The organism is Bacillus sp. Cr_A10 (assembly GCF_029222665.1).
Classification (GTDB): Bacteria; Bacillota; Bacilli; order Bacillales_A; family Planococcaceae; genus Psychrobacillus.
This window is the reverse complement of the sequence record NZ_JARHXR010000002.1, coordinates 231,886-251,475: the sequence shown is the minus strand read 5'-3', so window position 1 is coordinate 251,475 and position 19,590 is coordinate 231,886. Positions and strand designations below refer to the sequence as shown.

The following is a 19,590-nucleotide window of genomic DNA, read 5'->3' as shown; positions in this document are numbered from 1 at the left end:
ATATTTAGTGAGACGAAATAAAAAGCAAGAGAGGTATCTTATGATCCTGTGGCTAAAAGATTGGAAAACAAAAATATCTTCATTCAATAGGAATATACGGTTATTCATGATGGCAAATATTCTTATACAAGTAGGTATGGGAGTTTTTTCTGTCATGTATAATTTATATTTAAAGGAGCTGGGATTTCCTGAAACCGTAAATGGTAAAGTGATTACGATGACTTCTCTTGCATCAGCAATCATGTTAATTCCTGCTGGCTTTTTAAGCGATCGTTTTGGACGAAAATGGATGATTATTGTTGGTTCGATGGTGACAGTGTTAACATTATTTTATAGAAGTGTAATCGTGGAAGAACAATCGTTAATTTATGCCGCATTTTTAACTGGACTATTCATGGCGCTTGTCCAAGTTTCAGGTGTCCCTTTCTTAGCAGAAAACTCGAATGCTAGTGAACGTATGCATTTGTTTAGTATCCATTTCTCTTTAGTGACCATTGCAAGTGTCATTGGAAGTTTCGGTGGAGGTGTATTAGCTGATGCACTACACTTGTATGCTTCTATGCCTATTCAGGAATCGATAAAATGGGTTTTAATAGTAGGTACCATTGTATTCGCACTAGGCTTAATCCCTTTATTTAAATTAAAACCAATAGCAAGACAAGAAAATAAAACTGCTAAAACAAGTGAGAAGGAATTACCAAGTTCTTTCAAAAGAAATAGCATAATCATTGTATTGTTTGGTTTTTCCAACTTGTTAATCGGTACAGGATCAGGTTTAGTTATTCCTTATTTGAACTTATACTTTGCTAACCGTTTTGATGCATCTAATTCATATATTGGTTTGATATTATCATTAGGCTCAGGAATGACGGCTATTGCAATGCTTATTGGCCCAGCACTTGTAAAAAGAGTAGGGCAGGTTCGTGCACTTGTAATTTTTCAATTACTATCAATCCCTTTTTTATTTATCACTGGTTATACCAATTCCTTGCTAGTAGCATCAATGGGATTTTTGCTACGTCAAGCACTTATGAATGCTGGAAATCCAATACAAAGTGCTATTGCAATGGATTTAGTTCATGATAAATATAAGGGGCTTGCCAATTCAGTAAACCAGATGGTATTCAATATTGGGTGGGCTAGCACTGGAGCTATCTCTACAGGATTGGTAATGACATATGGAGCATATTGGGGGTATGCTTATACCTTCACAATAACAGGAGTTCTTTATATCATAGCTTCCACTTATTTTTATGTTTTATTTGGCCGGAAAAAAATTGGTACAATGTAAAACGAAGTGATTATCATAATCTATAAAACTATTACACGTGCCGAGTTTAAGATGAGAATGAAGTTAAGTAGAGGGAGAACCAATGAGATGTGTTTGATGAAAGACAACAGGAAAAGTGTTTCTAGGATCTGTATTTGATTATTTAGAAGACAAATAAAATACTAAACTGCATGTGTTTTTTTTAGCACATGCAGTTTTTATGTTGTTAATCGTAAACGTGAAACAGCATTAGCTCATGAATCATTTTTTTTATAGTTTCTTCATCAGCTGGTACGATTCCATTCCAATTGATTGTGCCATCCGGTTCGTATTCACCTGTATATCGTACTTGTTTATAGAAGAATGAGATAGACCAGCCCGGTAATTGCTTATTTTCATATAGTGGTTTAAAGCTAAAATGCTGTAACAAAATAATCATCCTTTCATGTGACATAATTTCCATGCATACACTAGTAGAAATGACTAGTGAAGGAGCATCTACTTGTTTATTGAAAAATTACAACTTGCGATTCAAAATGAATACGCAGATTACCATTTCTATAAAGATATGTATAAATTGACGAACGATCCATATTGGCAAGGGTTTATTCAACATGCTTATGAAGATGAAAAAAGCCACTATGAAATGTTTCAACAACTCTATTATATGCTGACAGGGACTTATGTTCAAAGTCTGAAAAAAAAGCCACCTTGCATAGACTTAAAAACTTGTGCAAAGAATGCGATTAAAGATGAGTTAGAAGGAGCTGAAATGTATAAAGAAATGCTGCTCCAAATACCTGTTCAGCAAGCATATGCGCCACTATTTGTGGCAATGCATGATGAAACGGAGCATGCTATACGTTTTTCGACAATGTTCAACGCATTGTAATTCTTTTAGTGTTTGTCCTTCCTCTGCTATAATAAATTATATGCTAGAGGAAAAAGGTGAAATAGATGGATTTATTTTGGACGATTTTATTCATGGCAGCAGTCGGAGCAGCGATAGGGGCAGTAACAAATCACTTTGCTATTCAAATGCTTTTTCGACCACATGAGGCAAAATATATTGGATCTTGGCGAATCCCGTTCACACCTGGTTTAATTCCAAAGAGACGAGATGAACTTGCCAAACAACTAGGAAATACAGTAATCAATCACTTATTGACCCCAGATATTTTCAAAAGAAAATATTTTAATGAAGAAATGCAAGACAAGACTACGAAGTTAATCGTTCGACAATTAAATGAGAAAATTCTACTTTCTGATAAAACGATTGAAGATTGGTTAAAGCTAAGTGGCATTGAAAATATTGTAACGATAGCTAATACGAAAATAGATGAGCAAGTGGATATACAATTTAATCGTTTAAAAAACCGTTTTGAAAAGGAGACGATTAGACAGTTAGCTCCGGAAGATTGGCAGTTTAAAGCAGATAGTAAAATAAGAGAAATTGTGTCATACATCCTTTTTAAAGGAGAAGAATTTTTTCAGTCTGAAGAAGGTAAACGTACTGTAAAAAATTTAATTGATGATTTCCTATCTACTAAAGGAACGCTTGGAAGCATGATTCAAATGTTTGTTGGTGAATCTTCCTCTCTTGCAGGAAAAGTGCAACCAGAAATATTAAAGTTTTTAAAAGCACCAGGTACCAAAAATATGCTAGAAAATATTGTTCGTAATGAGTGGGAAAAGCTTAAAGACCGACCAATTGTGGAAATAATGGACGGCTTTGATTTTGAACCAGTCGTAAAAAATGTAAAAAGTTATTTGAAGAAGGAACTAGCAATCGAAGAGCGTTTAAGTCATAGTTTAGTTCATTATTTCCCAGAGGCGACAGAATGGACGCAAACTACGCTTGTCCCAAAATTGACTTCCTTTGCATTCATGGAAGCGGAAGCTAAGCTAGAAGAAGTATTGCGTAAAATGAAATTAGAAGATATGGTAAAAGAGCAAGTCGATTCTTTCCCAGTAGCACGTTTAGAGGAAATCGTTTTAGGTATATCGAAACGTGAGTTTAAAATGATTACAGTACTTGGTGGAGTCTTAGGTGGTCTTATAGGGATCATACAGGGACTAATCGTCTTTATTACAAGCTAAATAAAAGGAGCTAATAAAAATGGTCAATATTTACGATGATATTAATAAATTGGAAGCAACACTACGTAAAACCGATGAATTTGCTAAGGTAAAAGCAGCGGTGGAATCTGTTAAAGCAGATCCTGAGGCACTTGCATTATTCCAAAGCTTTCGTAAGATTCAACTTTCCCTTCAAGAAAAGCAAATGAAGGGGGAAGAAATTTCTGGTGAAGAGTTAGAATATGCACAAAAAACTGCACAGCTTGCTCAAGGAAATGAAAAAATCTTTCAAATGCTCCAAGCAGAAATGAGTTTAAGTCAGTTAATTGAAGAAGTAAACAGAGTTTTAATTAAACCAGTACAAGAATTATACGAAGGTATTTAATGCTAAGGATCTCCTAAAATAGGAGATCCTTTTTTAATTTAAAGACCATTATTAAGTCAACGTGGGATATAGTATTTTATATCTTAAATATATTTTAAACAACATAGAATACTAGAAACAATGATCCGCGCTTGCCGCAAGCTAAGCATGAGCCACCGAAAGATGAGTCGCTCCTTCTTAACGCTTTTGCGGAGTGAGAGGCAAGGCGTCAATCCTGGAAACATTCGATGAAATAGAAACAATTTGATAAATAAGTAAATGAACATCCTGTATTCAGGATTGTTTATTAACAATCATATAATAGCATCTACTTACCTTATCAAGAGAGTACACTGGCATTTGCGCCTTCCCAGCCGCATGACGTGCCGTATGAGACAGATGGATGCGTCTAGCGCATACAGCGGCTCATGCGGACGTGCGGCCAGCGCGAATGCATATAGATAAGTAGACTCTATAACCTAAAGCCAAATTAATCAGCACTTTAAAGAGTAGATTATAAATCAATGCTAACGTATTTAGAATTACCAATTCTATATAAACGCATGTTAATAGAAAACCTATTATTTGTAATGGCTGACACCTTCATTTGCGCCTTCCCAGCCGCATGACGTGCCGTATGAGACAGATGGATGCGTCTAGCGCATACAGCGGCTCATGCGGACGTGCGGCCAGCGCGAATGCATATAGATAAGTAGTATTCCCTGGAAACTAAAGCCTAATTTATTTGCTATTTTAAGACTACGATATACGCTTGCCACAAGATACACATGAGTCTAGGCAGGAGCAATAACTGCCCCTGATGTTTAAACACATAAAAATGAAGTTTAACAGAGCTGAAAATAATAGAAGGAATAATTTATTAGATGTCGAATTATTAATAAATGAATAACCATTCACTTATAAAGGGGAATTGCTATGTATAAGACTTTATTGTTAGAAAAAGAAGGAAGAATTGCTACGCTAACATTAAATAGACCACAAGCCATGAATTCAATGGATGATGTGATGATGAAAGAGCTAGCGGAATGTTTAGAGTCTCTTAAAGAAGATCGCTCCGTACAAGTGTTGATTATTAAAGGAGAGGGGCGTGCTTTTTCTGCTGGAGGAGACATTAAGGCAATGCTGGATACAGAGAATCCTTTTAATATTGAAGAAGTCATGGTGTATCTTGGGAGACTCGCAAAAACATTATATACATTACCTCAAATTACAATTGCCTCTGTTCACGGTGCCGCAGCAGGTTTAGGCTTCAGTATGGTACTGGGCTGCGATATTATTATCGCGGAAGAAAATAGTAAGCTCGCTATGAACTTTATTGGCATAGGGCTAATACCAGATGGAGGCGGGCATTTCTTCTTAAAAGAAAGAGTGGGAATCCCAAAGGCGAAACAACTTATGTGGAGTGGGCAACTGTTTTCAGGAAAGGAAGCGCAAAAAATCGGCATAGTGGATGAAGTGGCTTCTGATGGTTTAGGTTATACAACAGCAAATTCCTATGCACAGAAACTTCTCCAGTCGCCAATAGCGGCTATGATTGCGTCGAAAGAAATATTACACGCTACAAAAGTAGATGAACTAGCAGCAGTAGTAGAAAAAGAAGCTATAGCTCAGACTGCTTTGCGTAAAACGGCTGACCATCTAGAAGGCATTCAAGCTTTTGTTGAAAAACGCAAGCCTACTTTCAAAGGGGAATAAAAGAATGGAAGTAAAAATAGAGGTTGTTAAATCATGGGCACATACTTTTCATGAGGATGAAGCCTGACTAACCTCGATAACCTAAAAATTGCAGAAGCTTCAATGGGTATAAAAAAAGGACATAACCCCTTTGGGGGTTATGTCCTTTTTAAATTACACGTGAAATAAAACAAGTTTTCCAGCGTTGTTCACTAAACGATGAGTCGTTTTAGTAAAGCCTTTTTCTTCAATAAATTGCTCGCCTTTTTTCTTCGCGTCTTCGTCGTTATCGAAATTCCATGTTTCTTCTACAATAAGCTTTCCTGTTGGTTCAAATGCAGTAAATTTATATGTTTTCAAGAATCAACACCCCTTTGTTCTTCTTATACCTAATATTATACAACAAAAACATTAAAAGAAAAATGTAAAGTTAGCTTGACAAATGAAAGAGAAGTAAAGTACACTTTACGTAAAGTTAGCTTTACAATAAAGGTAGGAGTATACATGGAAAATTTAGTTAGAGATAAACGAATGGCATTAGGGGTGACACAGGATGAACTATCGGAAATGCTTAATGTTTCCAGACAAACAATTATTTCGTTAGAAAAGGGAAGATATAATCCATCCATCACATTAGCTTTTAAGCTTTCAAAATTGTTCAATTGTACGATCGAAGACATATTTATTTATGAGGAGGAAGATTAGTATGTATGAGAAATTTGATTTAGTGTCATTTATGTTAGGTTTGCCTCTTGCAATTGTAGTAATGGCTATTGTTTTATTAATCAATAGAAAAATAGGTAAGAAAAAACGGTGGTTCGATGAAAGATATACGAGAATACATGAAAAGGCAAGATCCATTTCTTGGATGACAACTACTGTTGTTATATTAATCGTATGGATGATTATCCTGACTATTGAAGGTCCAGGTCTTTACTTTTTCTTAATGACTGCTATTTGGGTAATTCATATGACTTCTTACTTAATAGGTGCTGTAATAGCTAGTAAGGATAACTAAAAATCGGAGGGGATTTTTATGAAAAAAAATACTAAATTTGCTCTACTCGTTTCCTTATTTGTACTAATCGGAATCCCTCTATTTTTTCTTTTGATCTCACTACTAACAAATGAACGGAATTATTTTTTATATAGTATTTTTCCTTCCTTTGCAGCTGGATTTACCGGACTAATAATCAATGTTCAACAAATAAAAAAAGAACGAAAAAGTTTGTAAACTTTTATTAAAGATTGTACACATTTCACTGTATACAATCTTTTCTTTATGATAAAATAAGAACAAATATTCGATTTTGTGAGGTGTGGTAAATGACTGGAGTTCGTTTTCTACATATAGCTGATTTACACTTAGATAGTCCATTTAAAGGGCTTACCTCTATACCGCAAAATAAATTGCAGGATATACGTGAAAGTACATTTAAAGCTTTTACAAATATTATTAATTATGCAAAAGCAAGTAAGCCTGATTTTATTTTAATTGTTGGTGATATTTATGATGGAGAAAATAGAAGTTTACGTGCTCAGCATCTATTTCAAAAAGGGATGGAAGAGCTTTCTTCTGTAGGTATCCCTGTTTTTATTTGCTATGGAAACCATGATCATTTGAGTGGCAATTGGGTGAGATTCCAACTACCTGACAATGTAGACGTGTTTGGGGAAGAAGTAGACACAAAAACACTTGAAGTGGAAGGTAATAAAGTCCATATATCAGGATTTAGTTATAAGGAGAGGCATATTCGTGATGCCATGCATGTCCATTATCCAATAGCGAATGGATTAGATTTCCACATTGGAATGCTACATGGAAGTATCGAAGGAAACGAAGAACATGATGTATATGCGCCTTTTCGACAAGCGGATTTAATAAGTAAAGGATATGATTATTGGGCACTAGGTCATATTCACAAGCGGCAAATTTTATCTGATGACCCTCCTATCGTCTACCCTGGTAATACACAAAGTAGACACCGAAACGAAAAGGGTTTGAAAGGATTCTATGAGGTTTCCTTAACAAAAGGACAAGCTAACCTTCAATTTATCCATTCTTCTGCATTTATTTATGACGAGGTAGCAGTGTCTTGTGATGGAATAATTCATGCAAATGAATTGATTGCCCTCATAGAAGTAACCCTTCGTGATTATATAGAATCAAATGGAAGTGCAATTGTTGATGTAATGTTAACTGATATTACGGAAGATACGGAAGAACTTTTACAATCTTCTACAAATGAAGAATGGCTCCAAATAATACAAGAAAGTATACGTGGAGAGGAAAATTTTATCGTTGTTCAAAAGCTCCGAATACAAATGCCTAAGGAGATATGGAGTGAATCCTCTGCTATTGTTCAGTCTATAGAACAATGGAACAATGCCGACTGGAAATATGCATTAAAGGAATTATATCAGCACCCAAAAGGTAGTAGATATCTGGAGACAATTAGTTCAGAGTTTGTGAAGGAAACGATAAATGAAGTTGAACAGCTGCTTTCAAACGTTTTAGCAAAGAGGAGTGAATAACGATGAAAATTGAAAAACTCCATATTTATGGCTTTGGAAAGCACGAAAATGTACAAATAAACTTTCAATCTGGATTAAACGTACTATATGGTGAAAATGAAGCTGGAAAATCGTCCATTCAGCAATTCATTTTGCATATACTTTTTGGCTTTCCACAAAAAAATGCACAACTATTAAGATATGAACCGAAAAGTGGCGCAATGTATGGTGGAAAGATTCAATTTTACGATGAACAAAAGGGAAGTGTGGTAATTGAAAGGATTAAAGGAAAAGCAAGCGGTGACGTCATAGTTTACTTTGAGAATGGAGACCGTGGAGGAGAAAAAGAATTAGCATCCCTCTTACATTCATATAATCGTTCTGATTTTGAGGCGATTTTTTCATTTTCACTTCTTCAATTACAGGGCTTTGAAAAATTGACTGAAGAAGAGTTAACCCGAACTTTGCTTGCTTCCGGAACGACTGGTATGGACACATTATCAAAGGTGGAAGCTCAATTTGTCAAAGAAATGGGTGAGTTATTTAAACCAAGTGGCAAAAAACCTCTCATAAATCAAAAAATAGATGAACTACGTGTATTAGAAGAAGAGTGGAAGCTATATCTAGAAAAAGTAAATGAGTACGAGCCATCTATTAATCGTTTGAGGGAAATAGACTCCCTTCTAGTCCAATCATCTGAACAAGAAAAACAAGCCCAATCGCAATTACAACTTTATATGCAATGGAAGCAATTAAAACCATTAAAAGAAAAGCAGTTGGAGCTTGAAGAATCTTTTGAAAAAGTCAAAGATCAGATTTTTCCTGCAGATGGTATTAGACGATATGAAATCATAAAAGACAAAAGAATGAGCCTTAATATTGCGAATGAACAGTTAAGAGACAATCTCAAAGAGTTAAAGAATAATAATGAAATATTGTCAGTAGAAGAATTGGAAAGATTGAAATCCTTCTTAGCATACGAAACAGAATGGCATCAGCTCAAAGCAAAACGAATACAAATAGAAGAAGAACAAACGAAAACCTTACAAAATCAAATGCAGCAATTATCTCTTGTAGGAATAGATTGGGAGAAGAACTTAAGCAACATTACAGAAGCAGATGTATCTATTCAACAAGAAGAAAAGCTAATAACTCTTTTAAAAGAACGAGAAAAGTTAGAAAGTGAACTGCTTCAGGAAAAACGTATTTTACAAATGAAAAAGGAAGATCTTCACCATCAGAAAACACGTATTTCAGAAGTGAGGCATACTAAAAAAGAGGAAAGTAAAGCAGATGGAATTAGCTTAACACTTAGCGGTGCCATCCTTCTTTTGGGAATTATTTTTAGTTTTGTCCTATCCAATTGGATGTTTGGATTAGCTTCACTAATAGTCAGTGTCATTGTTTTTGTTGGTTTTAATTATTTGAAAAAAATGATGACGCAAACAGAAGATGTACAAACATATGAAAAACTATTATTAAAAGAAGAGGACGCTCTATTTCAGCAAATTAATCAGCTGGAGAATAAAATAAATGATTTAGAGCAACGTGAGCATTCTATTAATCAGCATGTACAATTATTTCTAAATAATTATTATTTAAATAACCAACTTTCACCGAGTTTATTAAAAGAGCTATTTAATAGATTACGTTTAATTCAAGAGCAACAAATCCACCTCGATCAAATGGAAATAAAATTAAATGAAATAAACATAAGAATGAAAGAACTATTGGAGCAGTCCAAAATAGTAGCAGATATTTTCTTAATTGATGACATGTTATTCCATCAGCTTCGTGAGCACTATCTTTCAGAGAAAAAGAAATTTGAAGAAAATGAATCTATTCGAGATAAAATAACTGAGATTGTAACTAAGCAAAAAGAAAATACTTCATTGCTTGATGTGTATGCAGAAAGCATTCAAACGCTATTTCAAGAAGCAAATGCAAAGTCCGAAAGTGATTTTTATGAGGCTCATCGATTATTTGAACAAAAAGTATTTTTAGAAAAAGAATTACATCAGTTACAAATGCAATTAGGGAATCTAGAAATAGACATAGAAGACTTTGAAGAAGAGTTTGAACGGGAAACCAAGGAACAATTAACTAATATCCAGAAGAATCGTAATGAATTGATTCAAGAGAGAGCATCTTTAGATTATAAGACTAACATACTGCTCCACGATGAAAAGCAAAGTGATATGTTACAAAAACTAGAACAAAAAAAAGCAGAGCTGCAAGAATATGTGAAGCAATGGGCAGCATTAAAAGCTGTTGTTGTAGCTATAAAACAAATGATGGTGCAACTAAAAGAGGAACGTCTACCCGAAGTGCTAGACTTGGCTCAAAGCTATTTTCAAAGGCTTACTAGTCAATCATACGAACAATTGATATTAACACCAGAAGGAATCTTTGAGGCTGTGAAATATAACGGACAGCGTTTTAAAATTGCAGAACTAAGTCAAGCAACAAAAGAGCAGGCGTATATCTCACTACGTATTGCATTAGCTATATCATTAAAAACGAAAGCACCTTTTCCAATTATTATGGATGATCCTTTTGTACATTTCGATCGTTTCCGATTACAACAAGTGGTACAATTAATGGAGGAGCTACAAAAAGAGCATCAACTACTGTATTTTACATGTCATGAAAATATGCAATATGTCTGGAAGGATGTAAATGTCATACGAGTAGCGACATTATTAGCTGGAAGTGGAGGGATTGTGAAATGAAAGGTATTACACAATTACGAGTAGGGGATCCAGTAGATCATTTCTTACTAATCAAACAATCGACAAAAGGAATTACAACTGTTGGGAAACCATTTATGTCGCTTTTATTGCAAGATAAAAGTGGCGATATAGAAGCTAAATTATGGGATACAAACGAAGAGCATGAAAAGCTATTTGCAGCAAGTCAAATAGTTCGTGTCGGTGGTGAAATACAAGATTACCGTGGGAAATTTCAACTTCGTGTAAAAAGTATTCGACCTGCAAAAGCAGATGAACCGATTACAATAAATGATTTGGTTCCATCTGCTGCAAAATCTAAAGAAGAATTGATGGAAGAGCTCATGCAATTTTTCTTTGAGATGAAAAATCCGTTAATACAGAGAATTACTCGACATTTATTAAAAAAGCATCAAAATGAGTTTATGACATTTCCAGCAGCTACAAAAAATCATCATGATTATGCATCTGGTTTGATTGATCATATCGTATCCATGTTGAAGCTAGGAAAAGCTTTATGTGATCTTTATCCAACACTTAACAAAGACTTACTATTCGCGGGAATTATTTTGCACGATATAGGAAAGGTACTAGAGCTGTCTGGACCTGTAGCAACTACGTATACAATTGAAGGTAATTTACTTGGTCACATTACAATTATGGTGAACGAGATATCGAAGGCTGCAGAAGAGCTTCAAATTGAAGGAGAAGAGGTAATGCTCCTTCAACATATGGTACTTAGTCATCACGGTAAAGAAGAATGGGGAAGCCCAAAACGTCCAATGGTTCGCGAAGCCGAAATCTTGCATTATATTGACAATATTGATGCGAAGATGAACATGTTAAATCGGGCTTTAGATAAAACGAATCCAGGTGAATTTACAGAGCGCTTATTCCCACTTGAAAACCGTTCATTCTATAAACCTACATTTGAATAATAAAAAAACGTAAAAGCTCTATGCTTTTACGTTTTTTTCTGATCAGATGAGAAAAAAAGGGGAGAGTGACTCAGTCACTTTCCCCTTTTCAATAATATTCTAGATAATAGTGTAGACGAGGTTTAGTCCAAAGTGTCCATAAAAAGACATTGGGCTTATCTAATTATTTTTCACTATCAGTAGTTGTATCTGCTTCTTCTTCAGTTGTACCTTCTTCAGCAGGTGCGTCTGAAGCATTTAAAAATTGATCTAACGCAGTTTTTAAGTCTTCATCTTTAATTTTGATATCAGCGTCTTTCATCATCTTCGAAACTTTAGTCAACAATGTAGAAGTATCTGCTTTTTCAAGCTTTAATTGTTTCTCAAGTTCTGCTTTTTTATCTTCATATGATTCTTCGATTGTACGCTTGTCCGTTACTTCAATAATGTGGAAACCATGTTGTGATTGAACTGGATCACTAATTACATTTTTTTCTAATGCAAAAGCAGCTTCTTCAAATTCTGGTACCATTGCACCTTTACCAAACCAACCTAATTCTCCACCAGATTGTTGAGCTGCCGGTTCAGTAGAATATTCTTTTGCTACTTCAGCAAAGTCTTTGCCTGATTCTAGTTCACTTTTTACTTTTTTAGCAGTTGCTTCATCTGCAACTAAAACGTGGCGAGCGTTAATTTCGTTTTTAATATTTTCATATTTTGCCTTAACTTCTTCTTCTGTAACGTCTACATCTTCAATTAAAGCTTTTTCTTGCAGTAAGTTAAGTTCTAAGTACTTTTTATATGATTCTTCTGTATAACCTTGTTGTGCGATCATAGCTTCGAAGTTTTCGCCTAATTGCTCTTTGTCAGCTTTCAATTGAGCGTCTACTTCTTTTTTAGTCACATCATACTTAGAATCAAGTACTTTTTCAATCATAAGAAGTTGAAATGCTTGGTCTCCAATAGATGATTTCATTTCTTCATATAGATCGTTTTGCGTGATATCTCCAACTTTTGAAGTAGCAATTACTTCACTGTTATCTGCAGAATCATTGCTACATGCTCCTAATGCAAGGACTGATGCTGCAAGTGTAAATGACAATACTGTTTTTTTCATTGTTTTCTCTCCTAACTTCTTCGTGTTGCAGTAGTTACTATAACATAAACGAAATAAAAACAAAAATAGTTCCCATTCATTTGCCTACCGATTTTTTTCAAAATCGCATAGGATACATTGAAAAGGAGGTGTTCAAAATGGGAGGACAATATAATGGTGGTTACAACAATGGCTCTGGCTTTGCTTTGATTGTTGTGTTATTTATTCTTTTAATCATTGTAGGCGCAGCGTTCATCTACTAATGAAAGGGCGGACTAAGATCGTTTAAAACGATCTTGGTTCTTCTTTTCATCCTTTTTTTTTTATTAAAAGAAATGACCCAGCATCATTTACATGATTTGGGTCAATTTTTTCTTTTTCAAATAAGAAAGTATTAAATGTTTTACAAAGTAAATGTCCAGTTGCAGTCGCCGTTAGCTCGATGTCAAATGCCAGTTTGCTCCTGCAGAAAGCTCGTCGCAGAAAACAGTCATTTGATTGTCGCTGGCTTCTTTCACTTTTCTTATACTGTATAAACTAATTCCACATAGAAGCTTACAAGAAGTATCGTAATCAATATATTAATGGTACGAAAAATCTTTGGGTGTTTTTCTTCTGGAATTTCTTTTGACATTACTAAAGCGAATGTCATTCGATTGATTTGTATTAAGTAAAATGCTGAGAATAGAATCAACGTAAATATAATCATGTCTAGTCTCCCTTCATATACTAGTAAGCATATCAAAGAAGGAACATAGTTTACAAGTAGTAGATATTGTTAAGGTTGGGCTGGAGCCACTAATATCTCATAACCAGCATCTGTTTCTTCAATAAGTGCTGTTTTAGGTGACTTACTTAAATTTTTTACATAAATTAAATCTATTAAACAAATTCCACAGTGATAAGCTAATAACATAGTAAAGTAATGAGCAAACATAGGAACTAATAAAGCAGCGATGACTAAGGATAGATTAAGAAATATAAACGGTGCTAACAATGAAAAAATAAATCTATTCTTATTAATTGGTTCAATCACACGCAAATTAACGATTGGCAAAAAGCCATATTGCTTAATAATTAAAAATTTTACTTTTTCTCTATAACGAAAAAGAGGAATATAGTGTAAAAGTTTATGAATTGGATAGATACTTAAAAATGTAAGTAAGAATATCCAAAAGTAATCATCGGATTTGGTGGAATCATTAATAATTCCTAACAAAACATATGCGACAGAAAAAACAGTTATAACGAGCAAAGAAGATAAAAGAAAAAGACGATCTAAGCCGTATTGTTTTTTCACATTAATTGTTTTCCAGCAATGCAAGTGTATGCATCTCCTATACGTAAGTGAATATCTTTCAGATACATACAATACGATGTTTCCTTGTAAAAAGCAATAGGGAATATATTAAAATTTATATAGCGCTTTCATCCCTTGATGCAATTACATTGTTTGTGAATGTTTCATCAATATTTTTAATAGAACGCTCGAATATTTCCATAAAGTCATCCCCATATATATTACGAATGACAGCCATCACATCCATAAATTCAGGGAATTTGCCATACAGCTCCTTCATCGGTATAGAACCTTCGATTACAGAGTGGGGTGTATCATGATAATTGTGATACATTTCTTCTAATAATGTTTTTCCTTTTGGAGTCACATCTACATATGTGTTTCGTTTGTCTGTATCTCTCTTAGAAAAGGAAAGAAGTCCTCGTTCTTCTAGTTTTTTTGAGAAGTTAAAAGCGGTAGAAACATGCATTACTCCAAATTTTGCTACGTCCGAAATAGTCGCTCCTTCTAAATGATACGATATCCATAGAATATGATGTTCATTAATGTTTAAGTCATAGGGTTTTATCCATATTTGCCAATCTTTTTCTACAGCTTTCCAAAGTGCTTTGGAAAGCTGAGCAATTCGTTGACTATAAAGCATTGCTTCTTTCATCGTATAAAACTGTTCTGTCATGTCCAACCCTTCTTTCTCGATTCTTTTCTTTCGAACATTATAGCAAGAAAGTATGTATGTGGAAATATAATATTATTCAAAATATAATAATTTTATAAAAAAAGAGAAATGCGTTTAATCATGAAGTTGACTAAATGCATTCCTCTTTTTTTAATTTACTACCTTCTCTTTCGGTTTTGGAAGTGTTCTTTCTAGTTCTTCGATTGCTTGTTGGATGGAACTAATTTCTGCTTGGAGTTGATGCTGAAGTGGAGTGGTTTCGCGCTTCCATTCAGTGATATCCTTTTTAAGCCCTTGGATTGTTTCAGGCACTACTTCCTTTGACTCTTTACTTAACCGGCTTATTGAACTTTTTAAATCTTGTAATTTTATTTTAACTTCCGCAAGCTTGTCCTTATAATCCAGTGAAGTTGTTTTAATGGAAGATCGAAGCTGACTACCTGATTGTGGAGTCGAAAGAAGCACGGAAACCGAACCTGCGATTGCACCAGTAGCAATCCCTATTAAAAATTGTGAAACTTTCATTTCATCACCCCTTTATATGTATTATTCCTCTCCTTACAATAATTAAAACATAATTTACTGTACAAAAAAAGCTTTCCTATGAAAAGGAAAGCTAGTAATTTAAGCTGTTAAGGCAGTTTCAAATTTTGAGCGTTTTATTAACTTTCCAATTATCGGATAAATAATGAAGAATGCAACCGCATTTATAGCCACTGCAGGGAGTACAACTAATACAAATAATTCTCCAAATAATGCACTAGCTCCAAAAACGAAAATTGCACTTGATAAAAATACTGTTCCAGATACTAGCGTTCCTACACATGTTAGCACAATTGCAACAGGTAATTTTTTTGCATATTTACTAAGTAATAGTACTAAACCGAAGAAAACAAACGCTGTTACGCTTTTATCAATCACGTTTGGAATAAATCCTCCTGGGAATGTAGAAAACAATCCCGAAATGATTCCAGTAGAAATTCCAAGTAAGAAAACGCTTTTAACCTCTGGAAATAATAATATACTGATAAACATCATTGTTAACATGAAATCTGGTTTCATCCCACCATTAAATCCTGGGATAACAATATAAAGAACTGCACCTACACCTACTAATAGGGACATTAATACTAAATTTTTTGTATTCAATTCTCATCTCTCCTCAGCTTTTCTAAGCTCTATTTGTAAGATTCCTCTAACGTATCCTCTTGACCGCTAGCAAGAAACTTACCTAGATTGTAATTCTTTTCGAATCTAAATGCAACAACTAATTGTTTAGCTTTTCATATACCTCTTTCGCTAAATCTTGGATAATTTCAGGTGAATATGTTTTTTCTTTTGTATTCCATGTTGCACGGAACCCGTCTGTTTGGTCGTATCTAGGAATGAAGTGTAAATGGAAATGAAATACACTTTGTCCTGCAGGTGCACCGTTATTGTTTAGTAGGTTCATTCCTACTGGGCCATATGCATCTTTTAAAGCAGAAGCGATTTTAGGAACTACTTTAAATAGATTACTTGCTTCTTCTTCTGATAAATCATACACATTTTCTTTATGGTTTTTTGGTATTACAAGTGCATGGCCTTTTGTCAAAGGCATAATATCCATAAAGGCGTAAACATGCTCATCTTCATAAATTTTTGCGCTAGGAATAGAACCATCAATTATTTTGCAAAAAATACATTCACTCATGAAAAAACCTCCTATTCATTCTTACGATGAGTTTACCATATAATATATAGATTGGGGTGGATGAAAGAAGATTTTTCCTATTAGCTTTGGTAAACTATTTATTAGAGATGAGGTGCAGAAATGACAGTATTAGAAGTAAATAATGTGACAGGCGGCTATACAAGGAAGCCGGTTTTACATGATCTAACTTTTTCGATTGGTAAAGGAGAATTAGTTGGATTAATTGGATTGAATGGAGCAGGGAAGAGTACAACTATTAAGCATATCATTGGAACAATGAACGCTGCACAAGGTGAGATTCGATTAAACGGAAAAATGATGAAAGAAGACCCAGAAATATACCGTTCTTCTTTTTCTTATATTCCAGAAACACCTGTGCTATACGATGAACTAACATTAATGGAGCATTTGCAATTGACAGCTATGGCTTACAACTTAGAACCATCTGTATTTGAGGCACGAAAGGAATCTTTGTTAAAAGAGTTTCGTATGGAAAAAAGGCTTAACTGGTTTCCTTCCCATTTCTCTAAAGGAATGCGTCAAAAAGTTATGATAATGTGTGCTTTTTTAGTGAGTCCATCATTATATATTATCGATGAACCATTTGTGGGACTAGACCCATTAGGAATACAATCACTCCTAGATCAAATGAAAGCAAGAAAAGATGAGGGAGCATCCGTACTTATGTCGACGCATATATTATCTACTGCAGAAAGATATTGTGATCGAATTTTACTTTTACACAACGGGAAAATTAGAGCACAGGGGACAATGGATGATTTGCGGGCTGTTTTTAATATGCCATATGCGACATTAGATGATTTATATATCGAAATGACGAAGGAACAAAACGATGAAAAACTTGCGTGAAGTATGGAATAAACGGTTTGTTTTTTATATAAATGAGTTGCAGAAATACTTAAAGTTTATAGCAACTGGTCATATTGCGGTTGTCTTTGTTTTTGCAATTGGAGCAGCAGGATATGCCTATAGTGAATGGTTAAAAACAGCCCCAACCGATTTCCCGGCTTTTTTACTCGTAGCTTTTGTATTGAGTTTGTTTTTAGTGATAAGTCCCCCTGTCACATTAATGAAACATGCCGATGGTGTTTATTTTCTTCCTTTGGAGACAAAACTACCCGATTATTTAAAGCTTGCTTTAAGATGGACATACTTTTCAAGTGTCTTTGTTTCTATCGCAATTTATGTTGTTTCAATTCCTTTGCTAACTAAAATAGGCGGTTTATCTAAAAATGAGATTTTCATTTTATTTTTAATTTTACTTGTACTAAAAAACTGGAGCATTCAAGTGGAATTTAATTACCGATGGGCTTCAAATGGTAAGTACGTTTGGATAGATCGTTTTGTAAGATTTCTTTTAATATTCTCCGTATTTTACTTTCTCATGAGTGGTTATTATATAGTTTCTATTGGAGCAGTTGTAATTGGGGTGATATACCTCATAGTTTGGCAAAAGAAAAAGAAAGAGATTGCATATCCATTTGATCATTTTATAGAAGTGGAACAATCCCGAATGATGCGTTTTTATCGATTTGCCAATATGTTTACTGATGTCCCACATATTAGAGGTAAAAAGAAAAGAAGAAAATGGCTGGATGGCTTTTATAAACTTGCACCATTTGCACAAAAAAATGCTCAGTTATATTTAGTGTTGCGTACGTTTATTCGAACAGATGATTATTTTTATTTATGGGTTCGATTGACCTTTTTATCTGTAGTAGGCGCTATTTTTATTCCTTTCCCAATCGTTGCGATTATTTTCACTGGTGCTTTAGCATTTGCCTCGGTCATTCAGTTAAAACATGCACTTCTTTCAGGACATGAATTTCGAATGGATTTACTATTTCCAATAGATTCGAATGCTAGAAAAATAGCTGTAAATAAGTTGCTTCGCATTATACAATTTGTACAGGCATTATTTGTCTTGTTAGCGATCTTAATTTTTTCAGAATACACTAACCTCATGCTATTAGTGCCACTAGCGATATATGTAATATCTGAAATAACACTTCGAATGAGTAAGCAATAAAAAGAAGGCTGTCGTCACGGACAGCCTTCTTTTTATTTTTGATAATTTATTGCAGCGGTTCCTAACGTTTTAGCTGCGATTAGCATGGCACGTTCATCAAAGTCAAACTTTGGACTATGGTGTGGGAAGACTTCACCTTGAGGCATAGCCCCCGTGAAGAAAAATGTTCCAGGAATGTTTTCTAAATAATAGCCAAAATCTTCGCCAATCATGAGGAGTTCAGATTCTTGAACCTTTTCAACTCCGGGAATTTCATTTGCTACAGATGCTAGAAATTCTGTTTCTGATTTATGGTTAATAACTGGCGGATACCCTCTATCGAAGTTAAATGAGTATGTACAGTCGGCTGTCAGACATGTTCCCTTAATAACACGTTCTAGTTCATTTTCCATCAAATCACGAACTTCTGCATTAAAAGTACGCACTGTACCAGCAAGTTTAACAGAATCTGCAATAATATTGAATGCATTTTCGGCTACAAAAGAACCAACTGATAGAACAGCAGCTTCTGTTGGATTTACTCTTCTAGAAACTAGCTGTTGCAAGTTTACAACTAATTGAGAAGCAACTAAGATTGCATCCTTCGCTTGATGAGGATTGGCACCATGACCACCTCTACCTTGAATAGTTATATGAAAACGGTCGGCAGCTGCCATAATAGGTCCGGATTTATATTCAATTGTGCCAAGGGGGGTTAATGACCACAAATGCGTACCGAAAATAACGTCGACACCTTCTAAACAGCCTGCATCAATCATCGGTTTAGCTCCACCAGGCGCATATTCTTCCGCATGTTGATGAATAAAAACATATTCACCAGATAATTGGTCCTTCAATTCATTGATTGATCGAGCGAGAATAAGTAGTGTGGCAGTATGTCCATCATGCCCGCAAGCATGCATAACTCCGGCAACTATTGATTTGTATGGGACATCCTTTTCATCTTGTATTGGAAGTGCATCAAAGTCAGCGCGTAGTGCAACTGTTTTACCAGGAAGTGCACATTTAACTCTTGCTACAACTCCATTCCCACCAACATTTGCTTGAAAAGGAATTCCTAATTCTGTGTAAAAGTCTTGAATATATTTTGCTGTTTTTGTTTCTTGAAAGGATACCTCAGGATGCATATGTAAGTAACGGCGAATTGAAACCATATCGTTAAAAGAGTTCTCTAATTTGTTTAATAATTCTTCTGTCAAAATCCTCG

The 19,590-nt window shown here is 34.6% G+C and carries 24 protein-coding genes; 14 read left to right on the top strand and 10 right to left on the bottom strand.

Going from position 1 to position 19,590, the window contains the following annotated elements; genetic code table 11:
- Positions 1-40: 40 nt before the first annotated feature.
- Positions 41-1,291 carry an MFS transporter gene (locus P2Q73_RS02005; RefSeq protein WP_275783369.1) on the top strand — a complete coding sequence of 417 codons (1,251 nt, stop codon included), beginning with the start codon at positions 41-43 and terminating at the stop codon, positions 1,289-1,291.
- Between the two features lie 205 nt (positions 1,292-1,496).
- Here P2Q73_RS02005 and P2Q73_RS02000 read toward each other — a convergent pair whose 3' ends face one another.
- Positions 1,497-1,700, bottom strand: a complete 204-nt coding sequence (locus P2Q73_RS02000) for a YheE family protein (protein ID WP_053588321.1) — start codon at positions 1,698-1,700, stop codon at positions 1,497-1,499.
- A gap of 72 nt (positions 1,701-1,772) precedes the next feature.
- Here P2Q73_RS02000 and P2Q73_RS01995 point away from each other — a divergent pair, with 72 nt between their 5' ends.
- The 4 genes from P2Q73_RS01995 (at position 1,773) to P2Q73_RS01980 (ending at position 5,429) form a co-directional block, all read left to right on the top strand.
- Complete coding sequence (locus P2Q73_RS01995) at positions 1,773-2,162, top strand: ferritin-like domain-containing protein (protein ID WP_275783364.1); 390 nt, start codon at positions 1,773-1,775, stop codon at positions 2,160-2,162.
- Positions 2,163-2,227: 65 nt separating this feature from the next.
- Positions 2,228-3,370 carry a DUF445 family protein gene (locus tag P2Q73_RS01990; RefSeq protein ID WP_275783362.1) on the top strand — a complete coding sequence of 381 codons (1,143 nt, stop codon included), beginning with the start codon at positions 2,228-2,230 and terminating at the stop codon, positions 3,368-3,370.
- A 19-nt stretch (positions 3,371-3,389) separates the two neighbouring features.
- A complete protein-coding gene (locus P2Q73_RS01985; RefSeq protein WP_053588324.1) occupies positions 3,390-3,734 on the top strand; it encodes a YlbF/YmcA family competence regulator in 345 nt (114 codons plus the stop codon).
- Between the two features lie 915 nt (positions 3,735-4,649).
- The gene (locus P2Q73_RS01980) at positions 4,650-5,429 is read left to right on the top strand and encodes an enoyl-CoA hydratase (RefSeq protein WP_056832432.1); all 780 of its coding nucleotides are present in this window, start codon (positions 4,650-4,652) and stop codon (positions 5,427-5,429) included.
- 153 nt (positions 5,430-5,582) lie between these two features.
- On the opposite strand, the gene P2Q73_RS01975 is transcribed toward P2Q73_RS01980, so the two are convergent.
- Entirely contained in the window at positions 5,583-5,768 is a 186-nt protein-coding gene (locus P2Q73_RS01975) for a YhzD family protein (protein WP_053588328.1), read from the bottom strand.
- 144 nt (positions 5,769-5,912) lie between these two features.
- Between P2Q73_RS01975 and P2Q73_RS01970 the strand changes: the two genes are divergently transcribed.
- The 6 genes from P2Q73_RS01970 to yhaM all read left to right on the top strand — a co-directional run bounded on the left by P2Q73_RS01970 (position 5,913) and on the right by yhaM (position 11,589).
- On the top strand, positions 5,913-6,113 hold the full coding sequence (locus tag P2Q73_RS01970) for a helix-turn-helix transcriptional regulator (protein ID WP_275783355.1): 201 nt from the start codon (positions 5,913-5,915) through the stop codon (positions 6,111-6,113).
- A gap of 1 nt (position 6,114) precedes the next feature.
- Complete coding sequence (locus P2Q73_RS01965; RefSeq protein WP_056832434.1) at positions 6,115-6,426, top strand: DUF2178 domain-containing protein; 312 nt, start codon at positions 6,115-6,117, stop codon at positions 6,424-6,426.
- An 18-nt stretch (positions 6,427-6,444) separates the two neighbouring features.
- The gene (locus P2Q73_RS01960; protein ID WP_275783351.1) at positions 6,445-6,642 is read left to right on the top strand and encodes a hypothetical protein; all 198 of its coding nucleotides are present in this window, start codon (positions 6,445-6,447) and stop codon (positions 6,640-6,642) included.
- Between the two features lie 92 nt (positions 6,643-6,734).
- Entirely contained in the window at positions 6,735-7,943 is a 1,209-nt protein-coding gene (locus P2Q73_RS01955; protein WP_275783349.1) for a metallophosphoesterase family protein, read from the top strand.
- 2 nt (positions 7,944-7,945) lie between these two features.
- On the top strand, positions 7,946-10,654 hold the full coding sequence (locus P2Q73_RS01950; RefSeq protein WP_275783347.1) for an ATP-binding protein: 2,709 nt from the start codon (positions 7,946-7,948) through the stop codon (positions 10,652-10,654).
- Positions 10,651-11,589, top strand: coding sequence for a 3'-5' exoribonuclease YhaM (yhaM, locus tag P2Q73_RS01945; protein WP_275783345.1), 939 nt, complete (start codon positions 10,651-10,653; stop codon positions 11,587-11,589). The genes P2Q73_RS01950 and yhaM overlap by 4 nt, the downstream gene beginning before the upstream one ends.
- Positions 11,590-11,752: 163 nt before the next feature.
- Here yhaM and P2Q73_RS01940 read toward each other — a convergent pair whose 3' ends face one another.
- Positions 11,753-12,685, bottom strand: a complete 933-nt coding sequence (locus P2Q73_RS01940; RefSeq protein ID WP_056832439.1) for a peptidylprolyl isomerase — start codon at positions 12,683-12,685, stop codon at positions 11,753-11,755.
- A 137-nt stretch (positions 12,686-12,822) separates the two neighbouring features.
- Here P2Q73_RS01940 and P2Q73_RS01935 point away from each other — a divergent pair, with 137 nt between their 5' ends.
- On the top strand, positions 12,823-12,927 hold the full coding sequence (locus P2Q73_RS01935; RefSeq protein ID WP_275783341.1) for a YjcZ family sporulation protein: 105 nt from the start codon (positions 12,823-12,825) through the stop codon (positions 12,925-12,927).
- Positions 12,928-13,187: 260 nt separating this feature from the next.
- On the opposite strand, the gene P2Q73_RS01930 is transcribed toward P2Q73_RS01935, so the two are convergent.
- The 6 genes from P2Q73_RS01930 to P2Q73_RS01905 all read right to left on the bottom strand — a co-directional run bounded on the left by P2Q73_RS01930 (position 13,188) and on the right by P2Q73_RS01905 (position 16,333).
- Complete coding sequence (locus P2Q73_RS01930) at positions 13,188-13,373, bottom strand: hypothetical protein (protein ID WP_053588336.1); 186 nt, start codon at positions 13,371-13,373, stop codon at positions 13,188-13,190.
- Positions 13,374-13,442: 69 nt separating this feature from the next.
- The gene (locus P2Q73_RS01925; protein WP_275783337.1) at positions 13,443-13,988 is read right to left on the bottom strand and encodes a DUF3267 domain-containing protein; all 546 of its coding nucleotides are present in this window, start codon (positions 13,986-13,988) and stop codon (positions 13,443-13,445) included.
- 91 nt (positions 13,989-14,079) lie between these two features.
- Complete coding sequence (locus P2Q73_RS01920; protein ID WP_056832441.1) at positions 14,080-14,640, bottom strand: HTH-type transcriptional regulator Hpr; 561 nt, start codon at positions 14,638-14,640, stop codon at positions 14,080-14,082.
- A 150-nt stretch (positions 14,641-14,790) separates the two neighbouring features.
- Entirely contained in the window at positions 14,791-15,165 is a 375-nt protein-coding gene (locus P2Q73_RS01915) for a YtxH domain-containing protein (protein ID WP_056832444.1), read from the bottom strand.
- A gap of 99 nt (positions 15,166-15,264) precedes the next feature.
- Entirely contained in the window at positions 15,265-15,789 is a 525-nt protein-coding gene (locus P2Q73_RS01910; RefSeq protein ID WP_056832446.1) for a tryptophan transporter, read from the bottom strand.
- Between the two features lie 118 nt (positions 15,790-15,907).
- Positions 15,908-16,333 (bottom strand): HIT family protein, encoded by a 426-nt coding sequence (locus tag P2Q73_RS01905; RefSeq protein ID WP_056832448.1) that lies wholly within the window; start codon positions 16,331-16,333, stop codon positions 15,908-15,910.
- A 120-nt stretch (positions 16,334-16,453) separates the two neighbouring features.
- Here P2Q73_RS01905 and P2Q73_RS01900 point away from each other — a divergent pair, with 120 nt between their 5' ends.
- Positions 16,454-17,203, top strand: a complete 750-nt coding sequence (locus P2Q73_RS01900; protein ID WP_275783330.1) for an ABC transporter ATP-binding protein — start codon at positions 16,454-16,456, stop codon at positions 17,201-17,203.
- On the top strand, positions 17,187-18,383 hold the full coding sequence (locus P2Q73_RS01895) for an ABC transporter permease (RefSeq protein ID WP_275783328.1): 1,197 nt from the start codon (positions 17,187-17,189) through the stop codon (positions 18,381-18,383). Before P2Q73_RS01900 ends, P2Q73_RS01895 begins: the two co-directional genes overlap by 17 nt.
- Before the next feature lie 32 nt (positions 18,384-18,415).
- Here the strand turns inward: P2Q73_RS01895 and P2Q73_RS01890 are convergent, their stop codons facing one another.
- Positions 18,416-19,582, bottom strand: a complete 1,167-nt coding sequence (locus P2Q73_RS01890) for a M20 metallopeptidase family protein (RefSeq protein WP_275783325.1) — start codon at positions 19,580-19,582, stop codon at positions 18,416-18,418.
- Positions 19,583-19,590 lie beyond the last annotated feature (8 nt).